This is a genomic window from Streptomyces sp. NPDC048659 (genome assembly GCF_040650575.1).
In the GTDB taxonomy this organism is placed as follows: Bacteria; Actinomycetota; Actinomycetes; order Streptomycetales; family Streptomycetaceae; genus Streptomyces.
In genome coordinates, this window is sequence record NZ_JBEZHM010000021.1 from 32,877 (window position 1) to 46,412 (window position 13,536).

Here is a 13,536-nt window from a genome sequence, read left to right on the forward strand (position 1 = left end):
TCGAAGTCCGCTCGGGCAGCACGTCAACGTCGGTTGGCCAACGTGTGTTGGTCAACGCTTGTTGGCAATTCTGGACCCGCCCGGAATGGTATGTCAACGCCTGTTGGCCTACAGTTGTTGGCATGACGACCGTCCGGCGCTCTGACGCCACCCGCGCCGCGATCCTCGAAGCCGCCCGCGAGCACTTCGCCAGCGAGGGGTACGAGCGCGCGACCATCCGCGCCATCGCCCGCGACGCCGGGATCGACCCGTCGATGGTCATGCGCTACTACGGCAACAAGGAGGGGCTGTTCGCCGCCGCCTCCGACTTCGAGCTGGAGCTCCCCGAGCTCGGCTCGCTGCCCGCGCGGCACGTCGGGACCGCGCTCGTCGAGCACTTCCTGGACCGCTGGGAGCGCGACGACGTGCTCACTGGGCTGCTGCGGGTCGGCGTCACCAACGCCGCCGGGACCGAGCGGATGCAGGAGATCTTCGCCGAGCAGCTCGGGCCGATCACCCGCGGCGTCTGCCCCGACCCCGCCGAGGCGCCCCGCCGTGCCGCGCTCGTGGCCTCGCAGATCCTCGGCATGGCGCTCGCCCGCTATGTGCTGCGGCTGCCGCCCGCCGTGGAGATGTCGCGCGCGGAGGTCGCCGCCTGGCTGGGGCCGACCGTCCAGCGCTATCTGACCGCCGAGCGGCCCTGACCGGGCCGCCGTCCGGCGGGCGCCGAGCGGCCCTGATCCGGCTCCGTCAGCCGGCCGCCGGGAGGTCCCGCGCCGCGCCACCGGTCTCGCCGGACGCCCCGGCCTCGCCGGACGCGTCGGTCTCGTGGACCTCGCCGGACGCCCCGGACGCCCCGGACGCCCCTGCCTCGCCGAACTCCGCGAGCGCCGCCGCCACGAGCGTCTCCAGGCGCGCGTGGTGGGCGCCGCGCCAGTACACCCGGTCGCACGCGGTGCAGCGGGCGAAGACGTCGTACGTGTTCTCCGTGCCCTGCTCCAGCCGCTCGCGCACGGAGTCCTTGTCGGCCTCGGTCAGCGGCCCGTTGCAGGCGGTGCAGCGGGTCCAGGGCGCCAGCCGCGGCGCGAAGCGGCCGAGGACGTCGCGGAGCTGCGCGTCGGGCTGGTCGCTGTAGACGTACGCGCCCGCCCACAGCTCCCGGCGCCGCAGCAGCCCGCGGTCGCGGGAGAGCAGCACCCGGCGCTCCTTCGCCGACAGCGCGGCCAGCGCCGGGTCGCCGAGGTCCGTGCTCTCGTAGGCCGCGTCGACGCCCAGCAGGCGCAGCCGCCGGGCGAGGGTGCCGAGGTGCACGTCGAGCAGGAAGCGGAGCGGGGCGCCGGGGACCGGCTGGGGGCGCTCGACGGCCTCGACGGCGACGGTCTCGCCGGCCGCGGGGACGTGCGAGGGGTCGACCGGCCGTCCGTCCACGAGCAGCCGCCCCGCCTCGGTGAGCGGCACGCCCAGCGACTCGACGACGTGGCCGAGGGAGGAGGAGCCGTCGGTCGCCACGGCGGTGCTTCCGGCGCGGCGGTCCGCCGCGACGAACAGGCGCAGGGCGGGGGCGAAACTGATCTGGATCTCCGGTCCGTTCACGGGGACAGGATGGCACCGGGGCCGCCGCCCGGCCAGGGAATTCCGGCCGCCCGAGGGGCCCCGCCGGGGGCCGCGCGGTACGGTCCCGGCATGAAGATCATCGATGTGGAGCCGGGCGACCCGCGCCTGGAGACCGAGGTCCTGCCGGTGCTGCGCGAGCTCCGGCCGCACCTGACGCCCGGGCTCTTCTCGGACGTGTACGCGCGCGGGCACGCGCAGGGGCTGCGGTTCAGCGCCGCGTACGACGGGGGCGGGGCCTGCGTGGGCGTGGCCGGGTGGCGGGTCGTCGACAACACCAGCGCGGTGCGGATGCTGTACGTGGACGACCTGGTGACCGCCGAGGGCAGCCGGTCCGCCGGGGTCGGGCACGCGCTGGTCGGGCACCTGGAGGGGCACGCCCGCGCGGCCGGCTGCTTCGAGCTCAACCTGGACTCGGGCACCCACCGCACCGGGGCCCACCGCTTCTATCTGCGCGAGCGCTTCGACATCGTCGCCTTCCACTTCAGCCGGCTGCTGAAGCCCCGGGGGGAGTGAGCTCCAGGCGCCAGTCGTTGCAGCGCATCGTGCGGCCCGGGGGGTACTCGAACTCCCGCTCCGCGAGGAGCGTGAAGCCGGCCTTGCGGCACACCGCGTTCGACGGCGCGTTCTCCGTGGACGGGTAGGCGTGCAGGTGGGCGAAACGGCCCTCCGCGCGGGCCCGTTCCACCACCGCGAGGGTCGCCGCCGTGGCGACCCCGCGCCCCTGGAAGCCGGGCAGCACGGTCCAGCCCGTCTCGTAGACCGGCGGCTCCGAGGCGCCCTCGCGGTGCTCCCAGAAGCCGATCGCGCCCGCCGGGACCTCCTCCGGGAGGAGCACGATCCGGAACATGCTCCCGGGGCGCCCGGGGTCGGCGCTCAGCAGCTCGTAGCGCAACTGGCGGGCCGCGAGCTGCTCGTCGGTCTCCGGGCCGCCCAGATGCTCCATCAGCTCCGGCGCGTTCATGGCCTTCAGGAGGCCGAAGTCCGCGTCCGACCAGGGTTCCAGGCGGACCGTGCCGCCGCCGTCTTCGCTCATGCGCGCACCCTAGGTCACGCCACTGACAGCGTCTTGGCGTACGTGCTCGGCGGCACCCCGACCGTCGCCGTGAAGTCCCGTACGAGATGGGCCTGGTCGCTGTAGCCGAGCTCGGCGGCGAGCCGGGCCCAGTCGGGGCCGGGGCCGGGGCCGGAGTCCGGGGCGGAACCGGACCCGGCGGCCGACTCGGCCTGTTCCAGGGCCTCGTGGATGCGGTAGCGCAGGATGACCCACTTCGGGCCGACGCCGACGTACGCGGCGAACAGGCGTTGCAGCGAGCGCGGGGAGAGTCCGCCCGCGCGGGCGAGCGCGGAGACGCGGCGCATCGTGCGGTCGGCGCGGACCAGGTCGACCAGGGCCATCGCCTCGTCGGCGGCCGGGTCGGGGGCGGGGCCGTGGGCCAGCAGCAAGGTGTCGAGCGCGGCCACGCGCGCGTCGTCGCCGGCGGGGGACAGGACGGCGCCGGCCGCGGCGGTCCCGTCGAGCGGGAACGCCTCGGCGAGCGGGACGGTCCGGCCGGTCCACTCGGCGGCCGGCCACGCGGGGGCGAAGGGCCGGAAGCCGCCCGGGCGGAACTGGACGCCGCAGACCCGGCCGGTGCCGGTCAGCGTCTTCGTGAAGAGGCCGGTCCCGATGCCGGACAGGACGGCGAAGTCGCCGGTGTCCTGGCCGCGTTCGCACACGATGTTCACCGAGGGGTGCGGGACGACGCGGGAGGCGTACGGCTCGCTCAGGTCCCAGTCGATCAGCCAGTAGTGCTCCAGGTACGGGCGCAGCGGCGGGGCGGGGGAGCGGCGGCGGAAGCGGACCCGGGTGAGCAGCTCGGCGGCGTCCACGATGCCCCGGGTGTCCCGGCGCGGGCCGGTGGCGTCGGTCATGCCGGGCATGGTGGCCGGTCCGGGCGGGGCCGATCAAGGGCCCGGACGGGCCGGTCGAGGGCCCGGGCGGGCTGTTCGGCGGCGCGGGCGGGCCGGGCGGGGCTCAGCGGAGCCGGCCCGCCGAGCCCAGGGAGAGGCGGGAGACGACCTGGCCGAAGGCGAGCTCCTCGGCGGGGGTGAGGGCGACCGTCTCCTGCGGGTGCCAGATCCGCTCCAGCGGGGTGCGGGCCCGCTCGCGCCGGGCGCGGGCGCGCAGGCCGAGGGCGACCCAGACGGCGGCGGAGAGGGCGAGCAGGCCGAAGAGGGTGAGGACGCGGGGGTCCGAGAACTGGCCGGGCAACGTCATGGCTGACTCCAGGGCGGAGGGCGCCTGGCGGCGGCGTGCCCCTGGCAGGGGGTGCGCGCCCGCGCGGCGCTGTCGATTCCTACTGCTTCCTCCCGACCCGTTCAGTTAACACCACCCTGGGGGTCTTTCGGCAGGGGGGTCCGGGACCAAAGTCCCGGGGCCGTCCGGGGCGGGAGGCCCTCTTGTGCGCGGGCCGGAACCGTTTCAAGGTGGCGGGGACGGAGGTTTCCGGCCGGGGAGGGAGCGGTCCTATGGCTGACGCGGCGGGTACGGGCGGCTGGGGGTTCACCGACGACCGGGGCGCGGCCCTGGCGGCGGGGCGGGCGCCGGAGCGGGTGGTGGCGTACGTACGGGCCGGGGCGGCCCTGCTGGACCTGGGGGTCCGGCCGCTCGCGGTGTACGGCTCGGGGCACGACGGCGAGGCCCTCGACCCGGTCAAGGCGGGCGGTCTGGCGGCGGCGGGTGTGCCGTACCTGGGGCCGGGGCGGGCGCTGGACGCGGCGCGGCTGCGGGCGCTGGGCGGGGTGGACCTGCTGGTGGACGTGACGTACGACGGGAAGAGCCCGTACGCGGTCGACGAGGCCCTGGCGGCGGAGTCGGGGGCGGGTCTGGCGGCGCTGTCGGTGAGCGGGGAGCTGTCGCTGCCGGCGATCGTGGGCCGCTTCGGGGAGCTGGCGTCCGCGCTGGGCGCGCCGCCCGGGACGGCGGGGCGGTGGGGCGACGCGGAGGCGGCGGTGCGGGCGGCCGTGTCCCGCGCGGACGTGACGGTGCTGGCGCTGTCCGGGGCCGGGCCCGAGCAGGTGCACCTGGCGCGCCCGCACGCGTGGCCCGAGCTGGCGCTCCTCGCCGAGCTGGGGGTGCGTTTCGTGGACCCGGGTCCGGGGCCGGGCGCGAACTGGCTGACGGCCGACTGGGAGCACGCGGTGGGGCTCGCGCCGGGCCTGGTGCTGTTCGACAGCCGGGCCAACGCGGTGCCGCCGCACGCGGTCCCGCCGGGCGCCCGGCTCGCCCCCTGGAACCCGGAGACCCCGCCGAGCCCGGCGGCCTGCGCCCGCTTCCTCCAGGACCTGGCGGCGGCTTTGGAGGACCGCGAGCCGTAAACCCGGCGGGGGCCGCGCGTCGGCGCGCCCGGGCCCGAACGTGGGCGCGCCGGGGGCGCGGAGCCGAGCCCCGGCGCCTTCCCGCGCGCCCGGCGCCCATGCCCCGGGCCCGGCCCGGGCCCGCGCCCCGTGCCAGTGCCCGGGCCCCCGCCCGTACGGGCAGCCGCGCCAGCCCCGGCCCCCTACGGCAGCCGCGCCAGCGCCCCGACCCCCGCCCCTACGGCAGCCGCGCCCCCGCCCCCTACGGCAGCCGCGCCCGCAGCGAGTTCGCGAACTCCTCCGCCCTGGTCAGCTGGGCGTGGAGCTCCGCCACGCGGGCCGTCGCCGCGCGCTCGTAGCCGCGGATGCGGGCGACGAGGGCGGCGCGGGTCGGCGGGTCGAGTTCGCCGGGGGTGTCCGGGGTGTCGGCGGCGAGGCGGTCGACGGCGGTGAGCAGGTCGCGGGTCTCGTCGAGGGTGAAGCCGAGCGGTTTCATCCGGCCGATCACCATCAGGCGGGCCACGTCCGCGTCCGTGTAGAGGGGGAAGCCGCCCTCGGAGGCGGCGGAGGGGACGACGAGGCCGCTGTCCTCGTACTGCCGGATGGTGCGCAGCGGCAGTTCCGTGCGGGCGGCGACCTCGCCGATCTGCAGGGGCTCGCCGGGCGGGCGGGGGGCGGTGCGCGTGGTGCTCACGGTGTCGGGTCCTTCCTCGGGCGGATCCTTCGGCGGTCTTGCGGCGGTCTTGCGGGGGTCGCGCGGCGGCCGTACGAGGGTCGTACGGCGGCCGTACGGGGTCGTACGGCGGCCCTTCGGCGGCCCCTCGTACGGGGCGCCGGCGGGCGCGGCTTCCGCGCATTACATCCGATTCGTCCTAACTTCAGCACTTATGAGAGCTGGAAGCGTGGCGAAACGCCTGCTGGTCGGACGTCCGTTGGACAGCGCGCGGCTCGGCGAGACTTTGCTGCCCAAGCGGCTGGCGCTGCCGATCTTCTGCAGCGACCCGCTCTCCTCGGTGGCGTACGCGACCGAGGAGATCCTGCTGATCCTGGCCCTCGGCGGCCTCGCCGTGCTCCATCTGGCCTGGTACGCGGCGGTCGGGATCGTCGTCCTGCTCCTCGTGGTCGTCGCCTCCTACCGGCAGACCTGCTACGCCTATCCGGGCGGCGGCGGGGCGTACATCGTGGCCGCCGAGAACCTGGGGACGACCGCCGCGCTCACCGCGGCCAGCGCGCTGCTCATCGACTACGTGATGACCGTGGCCGTCTCGGTCGTCTCCGGCGTCGCCGCGATCACCTCGGCCATCCCCTCGCTGGACGGGCACGCCACCGTCATGTCGGTGGTGTTCGTCGCCGTGCTCGCCTGGCTCAACCTGCGCGGGGTGCGGGAGTCGGGGCGCTGGTTCGCGCTGCCCACCTACGCGTTCATCACCGTGATCTACGTGATGTTCGCGGTGGCGGCGGCCCGCATGGCGACGGGCGCGACGATCCGCGCCGAGTCGGCGGACCTGCCCGTGGAGGCGGTCTCCACCTACTCGGGCATCGCGCTCCTCCTGCTCGGGCTGCGCGCCTTCGCCTCCGGCTGCACGGCGCTGACCGGCGTCGAGGCGATCAGCAACGGCGTGCCCGCCTTCGAGAAGCCGAAGAGCCGCAACGCGGCCACGACCCTGGCGGTGATGGGCGGGCTCTCGGTGACCATGTTCTTCGGGATCACCGTCCTCGCGATGGTCTACCAGGTGCACGTCGCCGAGGACCCGACGGAGCTCGGGCTGCCGCCCGGCACCGCCACCTCGACCGCGCTCGCGCAGATCGGCCGCGCCACCTTCGGCGACTGGCACGTCCTCTTCTACGCCCTCCAGGCCGTCACCGCCGGTGTGCTGATCCTGGCCGCCAACACGGCCTTCAACGGCTTCCCGATGCTCGCCTCCGTGCTCGGGCGCGACCGCTTCGCGCCCCGGCAGCTCGTGCACCGCGGCGACCGGCTCGTCCACTCCAACGGCGTCCTGCTGCTCGCGCTGGCCGCGATCGCCCTGATCGTCGCCTTCGACGCCAACCTCACCCGGCTCATCCAGCTCTACATCATCGGCGTCTTCGTCTCCTTCACCCTGTCCCAGGCCGGCATGGTCCGGCACTGGCGGCGGGAGCTCGCCACGCCCGAGGGGGCCGCCCAGCGGGTGCACATCCTGCGCCGGCTCGCCATCAACGCGTTCGGGGCCGCTCTGACGGCGGTCGTCCTCGTCATCGTCCTGATCACCAAGTTCACGCACGGCGCCTGGATCGTCGTGATCGCGATGCCGCTGCTGTTCGCCGGGATGAAGGGGGTGCGCCGCCACTACGACGCCGTGGCCGCCGAGGTGGCCGTCGCCCCCGACGCCCGGCCGCAGCCGCTCGCCGCCCACCACGTCCTGGTGCTGGTCTCCTCGGTCAACGCGCCGAGCCTGCGCGCCCTGTCGTACGCGAAGACCCTGAAGCCGGCGACGCTGACGGCGGTCACCGTCGCCGAGGACGCCGACCGGGCGGCGGCCCTGCGCGCCTCCTGGGAGGCCCATGGGATCGACGTACCGCTGCGGGTGCTGGACTCGCCGTACCGCTCGATGGTGCAGCCGCTGCTGCGGCACATCCGCGACGCGCCCGAGCGGTCCCCCGACTCGGTGCTGTCCGTCGTCATCCCCGAGTACGTCGTGGGGCGCTGGTGGGAGCAGCCGCTGCACAACCAGAGCGCGCTGCGGCTCAAGACCCGGCTGCTGTTCATGAAGAACGTCGTGGTCATCGACGTGCCGTACCGGCTCGCGTCGGCCCGGGAGCTGGCGGCCGAGCGCGCGAAGGCCGCCGCCGAGGCGGCCCGCCGGTCGCCGTGAGGGGGCCGGACCCGAGGGATCGGTCCCGAGAGGCTACGGCCAGACCAGGCAGTACGGCTGGTGGCCCGCCTCGTGCAGCCGGACCGAGAAGTCCTGCCACTCGTGCAGGAGCTGGTAGACGTTGAAGGCGTCCCGGGGGCCGCCGCGGTCGGGGACGGTGGACCAGATGAAGGCGGCGGCGCCGACCGACTCCTCGCCGATGGCGCGCAGCGGGTCGACCACGGTCATCGGCAGCTTCACCACCGCGTAGTCGGGGTGCAGCACGACCAGTTCCAGCGGGGGCACCTTGTACAGCGGCATCCCCTGGATGCCGGTGAGCACCATCGCGGCTATGGTCTCCGGCTTGATCTTGGTGAACATGCCGCCCATGCCGAGCTCGTCGCCGCCCAGCTCCTCGGGGCGCATCGAGATCGGCACCCGCGCCGCCGTGGCGCCGTCGGGCGCGCCGAAGTACTTGTACGTCACCCCCAAGCGGCCACCCCGCGATTCCCCGGCCTTCCGCTCGGCCGCTCCCTGCTCCCCCGGCTGTCCGGTCCGCGGCTCGTTCGCCCTCGGCTCCTCGGCCCGCCTGCGCCGGTGCCGCCCCCGCCGGACAGGATCGGGACCCAGGTCGTCAGTCCCCTCGCCCGGTCCGCCACCGCGATGCATATCTCCACCCGACTGCTGTTCCGGGCCGCGCGTCTCCGCGGCGCGACCCGATCATCGTGACAATGACCTCCCCCACGTTCGTACGGTGAAACACCTGTCCGCAAGAACGCCGTGGCCTCTGACACCATGGATTCCGTGAGCCATCCCTATGACGCCCCAGTTTCGCAGACGCGGAGGACCGCCGCCCCGGCGTAATTCCGGGGATGCTCACTCCATCCCTCCGTACTCGCAGGTCAGGATCCCAGTGCCGTATTCATACGAAGCCCCAGTCTCACAGACGCTTTTCGACCGCGCGTCCCTCGTGACGCCCGGCGGCGTGAACTCACCGGTGCGCGCCTTCCGTGCCGTGGGCGGTACGCCCCGGTTCATGGTGTCGGGTACCGGTCCGTACCTCACCGACGCCGACGGGCGTGAGTACGTCGACCTCGTGTGCTCGTGGGGGCCGATGATCCTCGGCCACGCGCACCCCGAGGTGACGGCGGCGGTGCAGGACGCGGTGGCCCGTGGCACCTCGTTCGGCACGCCGGGCGAGGGCGAGGTCGCGCTGGCGGAGGAGATCGTCGCGCGGATCGAGCCGGTCGAGCAGGTCCGGCTGGTGTCCAGCGGCACCGAGGCCACGATGTCCGCGATCCGGCTGGCGCGCGGCTTCACCGGCCGCGCCAAGGTCGTCAAGTTCGCCGGCTGCTACCACGGGCACGTGGACGCGCTGCTGGCCGCGGCGGGCTCGGGTGTCGCCACCTTCGGCCTGCCGGACACGCCCGGGGTGACGGGCGCGCAGGCGGGCGACACGATCGTGCTGCCGTACAACGACCTGGAGGCCGTGCACGAGGCGTTCCACCGGTACCCGGGCGAGATCGCCTGTGTGATCACCGAGGCGTCGCCGGGCAACATGGGCGTGGTCCCGCCGCTGCCGGGCTTCAACCAGGGGCTGAAGGACGCGTGCGAGAAGAACGGCGCGCTGTTCATCTCCGACGAGGTCATGACCGGCTTCCGGACCTCGCGGGCCGGCTGGTACGGCGTGGACGGGGTGAAGCCGGACCTGATGACCTTCGGCAAGGTCATGGGCGGCGGCTTCCCGGCGGCGGCCTTCGGCGGCCGGGCCGACGTGATGGGGCACCTCGCCCCGGCGGGCCCGGTCTACCAGGCGGGCACCCTGTCCGGTAACCCGGTCGCCACCGCCGCGGGCCTCGCGCAGCTGCGGCTGCTCGACGACGCCGCGTACGCGAAGGTGGACGCGGTCTCCGCCGAGATCCAGGGCCTGGTGACGGACGCGCTGGCCAAGGAGGGGGTGGCGCACCGGCTCCAGACCGCCTCCAACATGTTCTCGGTCTTCTTCACCTCCGCCGAGGTGCGGAACTACGAGGACGCGAAGAAGCAGGAGGCGTTCCGCTTCAACGCCTTCTTCCACTCGATGCTCGCGGACGGGGTCTACCTGCCGCCGTCGGCGTTCGAGTCCTGGTTCGTGTCGGCCGCCCACGACGAGCGGGCCGTCGAGCGGATCGCCGCCGCGCTGCCCGCCGCCGCCCGCGCCGCCGCGGAGGCCACGGCATGAGCGACGTGCGTCCCGAGGAGAACGTGAGCGCCGACGACATCACCGTCGTGCACCTGATGCGGCACGGCGAGGTCCACAACCCGGACGGGGTGCTCTACGGGCGCCGCCCCGGCTACCACCTGTCCGAGCTGGGCCGGCGGATGGCCGACCGGGTCGCCGAGCACCTGGCGGGCCGGGACATCACGCACGTGGTGGCCTCGCCGCTGGAGCGGGCGCAGGAGACGGCCACGCCGATCGCCAAGACCCACGGCCTGGACCTGGCCTCGGACGGGCGCCTGATCGAGGCGGCCAACGTCTTCGAGGGCAAGACCTTCGGCGTCGGCGACGGCGCGCTGCGCAAGCCGGGCAACTGGAAGCACCTGACCAACCCGTTCCAGCCGTCCTGGGGCGAGCCGTACGTGGAGCAGGTGGTCCGGATGATGGGCGCCCTCGACGCGGCGAAGGACGCGGCGCGCGGGCACGAGGCGGTGTGCGTGAGCCACCAGCTGCCGATCTGGATCGTGCGCAGCTTCGTGGAGAAGCGCCGGCTGTGGCACGACCCGCGGCGGCGGCAGTGCACGCTGGCCTCGCTGACCTCGTTCACGTACCGCGGGGACACGATCGTGTCGGTCGGCTACAGCGAGCCGGCGCTGGATCTGGTGCCGGTGCACCTGCGCGCCGGTGCGAAGCCTGTGAAGGGTAAGGCCAAAGCCTTCGGCGCGTAGCCTTTCCGCTCTATCGTTCGGGGCGGCCCTCGATGGTGTTCGGTCACCGGGGCCGCCCTGAAATATTTGTTCTGATTTCCGGAACCTTCGTGTTCATCCTGACATCTCACTGTTTGTCGGTTTGGAATGACGTCAGGTCATACGTCAGCGCGAATGGGGATGTCATGCGCGGGATCAGTCGAAGGGGTCTGCTGGGGGCCGGAGTGGGGGCCGCCGCCGCGCTCGGTATCGCCGGATGCACCAGTAACGATCAGGGCAAAGGCGGACGTTCCGGACCCGGCAAGGGTGGCGACGTCTCCGGCGGCCCGGACACCCCCGCGCCCACGAAGGACCAGGGCCGGCTGATCGGCGACGGCTCCACCTCCGACACCGGCAAGCAGCCGAACCAGCCCGACGCGCCCGTCCCGCTCGAACCCGGCCAGACCCCGCCGCAGTTCGTGATCTTCTCCTGGGACGGCGCCGGCGAGGTCGGCAACGGCCTCTTCCCGCGCTTCCTCGAACTGGCCAAGAGCCACGACGCGGCGATGACCTTCTTCCTCTCCGGGCTCTACCTCCTGCCCGAGTCGAAGGCGAAGCTCTACCGCCCGCCGAACAACCGCGTCGGCGCCTCCGACATCGGCTACCTCACCGACGACCACGTCAAGCAGACCCTGAAGTACGTCCGCCAGGCATGGCTCGAAGGCCACGAGATCGGCACCCACTTCAACGGGCACTTCTGCTCCGGCTCCGGCACCGTCGCCCACTGGACCCCCGCCCAGTGGCAGAGCGAGATCGACCAGGCGATCGGCTTCGTCACGAAGTGGAAGACGAACACCGGCTGGACCGACCTCGACCCGCTGCCCTTCGACTACACCAAGGAGCTCGTCGGCGGGCGCACCCCCTGCCTGCTCGGCCAGGACAACCTGCTGCCCACCGCCAAGCGGCTCGGCTGGCGCTACGACGCCAGCTCCCCGGGCGGGCGCCAGATGTGGCCGGTCAAGCGCGGCGGCCTGTGGGACCTGCCGCTCCAGGCCGTGCCCTTCCCCGGGCACTCCTTCGAGGTCCTCTCGATGGACTACAACATGCTCGCCAACCAGTCGAAGAACTCCACCAAGGGGATGCCCTCCCGCTACCCGGGCTGGCGCAAGCAGGCCACCGGCGCCTACCTGGCCGGATTCCAGCGGGCCTACGAGACCAACCGCGCCCCCTTCTACATCGGCAACCACTTCGAGCAGTGGAACGGCGGCATCTACATGGACGCCGTCGAGGAGGCCCTCAAGGGCATGGCCGGGAAGAAGGACGTCCGGCTCGTCTCCTTCCGCCAGTTCTGCGACTGGCTGGACGTCCAGGACCCGAAGATCCTCGCCAAGCTGCGCACCCTGGAGGTCGGCAAGGCCCCGGCGGGCGGCTGGAACACGTTCCTCAGGCCGGCTTAAGCGATCTTGACAAGGGGCATCTTGGGCACGTAGGGGGGTGCCCAAGATCCGCGAAACGCCCATGCGAAACTTTTCACATGAGTCTTAGCCGTGCCTCTCGACGCACCCTGCTCGCCGTCGGAGCCGTGACGACCGCCCTCGTCCTCTCGGCCTGCAGCTCGGACACCAATGGCAAGTCCGGGGGCGGTGGCGACACCGGGTTCGTGACCAACACGGGCGGTGTCTCCACCGTCGCGAAGGGCGAGCGCAAGCCGGTCTCCGACCTCGCCGGCGAGACCCTGGAGGGCAAGCGGCTCGACGTCGCCGGCCTCAAGGGCAAGGTCGTCGTCCTCAACGTCTGGGGCTCCTGGTGCCCGCCCTGCCGGGCCGAGGCACCGCATTTCGCCAAGGTCGCCAAGGAGCTCAAGCCGAAGGGCGTGGAGTTCGTGGGCATCAACACCCGCGACCCCAACAAGCAGCCCGCGCTCGCCTTCGAGGCGGACTACGGGGTGCCCTACCCGAGCCTCTACGACCCGGCCGGCAAGCTCATCGTGGGCGGCTTCCCCAAGGGCACGCTCAACCCGCAGGCCATCCCCTCCACCGTCGTCCTGGACAAGGACGGCAAGGTCGCCGCGCGCTCGCTGATGGCCCTCGACGAGGCCAAGCTCCGCTCCATGATCGACCCCTTGATCGCGGAGAAGTGAGAGAGACGACGTGAACGAGACGGTCTTCAGCGGAGCCCTTCTGCTGGCCCTGCCCATCGCCGTGCTCGGCGGTCTGGTCTCCTTCTTCTCGCCGTGCGTGCTGCCGCTCGTGCCCGGCTACCTGAGCTACGTCACCGGCGTCACCGGCACCGACCTCGCCGAGGCCCGGCGCGGCCGGATGGCCGCCGGAGCGGGCCTCTTCGTGCTCGGCTTCACCGTCGTGTTCGTCTCCGGCGGCGCGCTCTTCGGCTACTTCGGCTCCACGCTCCAGGAGTACCGGGGGACGCTCACCACGGTCCTCGGCGTGCTCATGATCCTCATGGGCGTCTTCTTCATCGGCCTCATGCCCTGGTTCACCCAGCGCGAGTTCCGCTTCCACCGCAAGCCCGTCACCGGACTGGTCGGCGCCCCGCTGCTCGGCGCGCTCTTCGGCATCGGCTGGACGCCCTGCATCGGCCCGACCCTCGCCTCCGTCACCGCGCTCGCCGCCAACGAGGCCAGCGCCGGCCGCGGGGCGCTGCTGACCGTCGCGTACTGCCTCGGCCTCGGGCTCCCGTTCATCCTCACCGCCATCGCCTTCCGCAAGGCGCTGGGGGCGTTCGGCTGGGTCAAGAAGCACTACACCTGGGTGATGCGGGCCGGCGGCGCGATGATGATCGTCACCGGTCTGCTGCTGCTCACAGGAGTGTGGGACAGCATGGTCGCCGACATGCAGGGCTGGTCCAGCGGTTTCACGGTGGGGATCTGAGG

General features: G+C 73.3%; 15 protein-coding genes. 9 read left to right on the top strand and 6 right to left on the bottom strand.

Annotation, left to right across the window (positions count from 1 at the left end; all coding sequences use genetic code 11):
* Positions 1–122 precede the first annotated feature (122 nt).
* Complete coding sequence (locus tag AB0C99_RS18165; protein ID WP_362475967.1) at positions 123–683, top strand: TetR family transcriptional regulator; 561 nt, start codon at positions 123–125, stop codon at positions 681–683.
* Positions 684–729: 46 nt separating this feature from the next.
* Here AB0C99_RS18165 and AB0C99_RS18170 read toward each other — a convergent pair whose 3' ends face one another.
* Positions 730–1,572 (bottom strand): Mut7-C RNAse domain-containing protein, encoded by an 843-nt coding sequence (locus AB0C99_RS18170; protein WP_362475969.1) that lies wholly within the window; start codon positions 1,570–1,572, stop codon positions 730–732.
* Between the two features lie 90 nt (positions 1,573–1,662).
* On the opposite strand from AB0C99_RS18170, the gene AB0C99_RS18175 reads away from it, so the two are divergent.
* Positions 1,663–2,106 carry a GNAT family N-acetyltransferase gene (locus AB0C99_RS18175; protein WP_362475971.1) on the top strand — a complete coding sequence of 148 codons (444 nt, stop codon included), beginning with the start codon at positions 1,663–1,665 and terminating at the stop codon, positions 2,104–2,106.
* Here AB0C99_RS18175 and AB0C99_RS18180 read toward each other — a convergent pair.
* From AB0C99_RS18180 to AB0C99_RS18190, 3 genes are all read right to left on the bottom strand, one after another.
* A complete protein-coding gene (locus AB0C99_RS18180; protein WP_362475973.1) occupies positions 2,075–2,626 on the bottom strand; it encodes a GNAT family N-acetyltransferase in 552 nt (183 codons plus the stop codon). The two genes, AB0C99_RS18175 and AB0C99_RS18180, sit on opposite strands and share 32 nt — an antisense overlap.
* Positions 2,627–2,640: 14 nt before the next feature.
* A complete protein-coding gene (locus AB0C99_RS18185; protein ID WP_362475975.1) occupies positions 2,641–3,504 on the bottom strand; it encodes an AraC family transcriptional regulator in 864 nt (287 codons plus the stop codon).
* 103 nt (positions 3,505–3,607) lie between these two features.
* Entirely contained in the window at positions 3,608–3,850 is a 243-nt protein-coding gene (locus AB0C99_RS18190; protein WP_362475977.1) for a hypothetical protein, read from the bottom strand.
* Positions 3,851–4,101: 251 nt separating this feature from the next.
* Here AB0C99_RS18190 and AB0C99_RS18195 point away from each other — a divergent pair, with 251 nt between their 5' ends.
* Complete coding sequence (locus AB0C99_RS18195) at positions 4,102–4,950, top strand: ABC transporter substrate-binding protein (RefSeq protein WP_362475979.1); 849 nt, start codon at positions 4,102–4,104, stop codon at positions 4,948–4,950.
* A gap of 241 nt (positions 4,951–5,191) precedes the next feature.
* Here AB0C99_RS18195 and AB0C99_RS18200 read toward each other — a convergent pair whose 3' ends face one another.
* Positions 5,192–5,623 (bottom strand): MerR family transcriptional regulator, encoded by a 432-nt coding sequence (locus tag AB0C99_RS18200; protein WP_362475980.1) that lies wholly within the window; start codon positions 5,621–5,623, stop codon positions 5,192–5,194.
* Positions 5,624–5,816: 193 nt separating this feature from the next.
* On the opposite strand from AB0C99_RS18200, the gene AB0C99_RS18205 reads away from it, so the two are divergent.
* Complete coding sequence (locus AB0C99_RS18205) at positions 5,817–7,784, top strand: APC family permease (RefSeq protein WP_362475982.1); 1,968 nt, start codon at positions 5,817–5,819, stop codon at positions 7,782–7,784.
* A gap of 33 nt (positions 7,785–7,817) precedes the next feature.
* On the opposite strand, the gene AB0C99_RS18210 is transcribed toward AB0C99_RS18205, so the two are convergent.
* The gene (locus tag AB0C99_RS18210; RefSeq protein ID WP_362475984.1) at positions 7,818–8,432 is read right to left on the bottom strand and encodes a hypothetical protein; all 615 of its coding nucleotides are present in this window, start codon (positions 8,430–8,432) and stop codon (positions 7,818–7,820) included.
* Positions 8,433–8,676: 244 nt separating this feature from the next.
* Between AB0C99_RS18210 and hemL the strand changes: the two genes are divergently transcribed.
* The 5 genes from hemL (at position 8,677) to AB0C99_RS18235 (ending at position 13,534) form a co-directional block, all read left to right on the top strand.
* Positions 8,677–9,984, top strand: a complete 1,308-nt coding sequence (hemL, locus tag AB0C99_RS18215; protein ID WP_362475986.1) for a glutamate-1-semialdehyde 2,1-aminomutase — start codon at positions 8,677–8,679, stop codon at positions 9,982–9,984.
* Positions 9,981–10,688, top strand: a complete 708-nt coding sequence (locus tag AB0C99_RS18220) for a histidine phosphatase family protein (RefSeq protein WP_362475988.1) — start codon at positions 9,981–9,983, stop codon at positions 10,686–10,688. Before hemL ends, AB0C99_RS18220 begins: the two co-directional genes overlap by 4 nt.
* A 164-nt stretch (positions 10,689–10,852) precedes the next feature.
* The gene (locus tag AB0C99_RS18225; protein ID WP_362475990.1) at positions 10,853–12,103 is read left to right on the top strand and encodes a hypothetical protein; all 1,251 of its coding nucleotides are present in this window, start codon (positions 10,853–10,855) and stop codon (positions 12,101–12,103) included.
* A gap of 77 nt (positions 12,104–12,180) precedes the next feature.
* A complete protein-coding gene (locus AB0C99_RS18230; RefSeq protein ID WP_362475992.1) occupies positions 12,181–12,786 on the top strand; it encodes a TlpA disulfide reductase family protein in 606 nt (201 codons plus the stop codon).
* Between the two features lie 10 nt (positions 12,787–12,796).
* Positions 12,797–13,534, top strand: coding sequence for a cytochrome c biogenesis protein CcdA (locus AB0C99_RS18235; RefSeq protein ID WP_362475993.1), 738 nt, complete (start codon positions 12,797–12,799; stop codon positions 13,532–13,534).
* Positions 13,535–13,536: the final 2 nt, after the last annotated feature.

Bases quoted from the DNA above. Each gene is read 5' to 3' on its own strand.
- AB0C99_RS18165 (WP_362475967.1), top strand. From the start codon at position 123: ATGACGACCGTCCGGCGCTCTGACGCCACCCGCGCCGCGATCCTCGAA.
- AB0C99_RS18180 (WP_362475973.1), bottom strand. From the start codon at position 2,626: ATGAGCGAAGACGGCGGCGGCACGGTCCGCCTGGAACCCTGGTCGGAC.
- AB0C99_RS18230 (WP_362475992.1), top strand. From the start codon at position 12,181: ATGAGTCTTAGCCGTGCCTCTCGACGCACCCTGCTCGCCGTCGGAGCC.
- AB0C99_RS18195 (WP_362475979.1), top strand. From the start codon at position 4,102: ATGGCTGACGCGGCGGGTACGGGCGGCTGGGGGTTCACCGACGACCGG.
- AB0C99_RS18225 (WP_362475990.1), top strand. From the start codon at position 10,853: ATGCGCGGGATCAGTCGAAGGGGTCTGCTGGGGGCCGGAGTGGGGGCC.
- AB0C99_RS18220 (WP_362475988.1), top strand. From the start codon at position 9,981: ATGAGCGACGTGCGTCCCGAGGAGAACGTGAGCGCCGACGACATCACC.
- AB0C99_RS18210 (WP_362475984.1), bottom strand. From the start codon at position 8,432: ATGCATCGCGGTGGCGGACCGGGCGAGGGGACTGACGACCTGGGTCCC.
- AB0C99_RS18205 (WP_362475982.1), top strand. From the start codon at position 5,817: ATGAGAGCTGGAAGCGTGGCGAAACGCCTGCTGGTCGGACGTCCGTTG.
- AB0C99_RS18175 (WP_362475971.1), top strand. From the start codon at position 1,663: ATGAAGATCATCGATGTGGAGCCGGGCGACCCGCGCCTGGAGACCGAG.
- AB0C99_RS18185 (WP_362475975.1), bottom strand. From the start codon at position 3,504: ATGACCGACGCCACCGGCCCGCGCCGGGACACCCGGGGCATCGTGGAC.
- AB0C99_RS18190 (WP_362475977.1), bottom strand. From the start codon at position 3,850: ATGACGTTGCCCGGCCAGTTCTCGGACCCCCGCGTCCTCACCCTCTTC.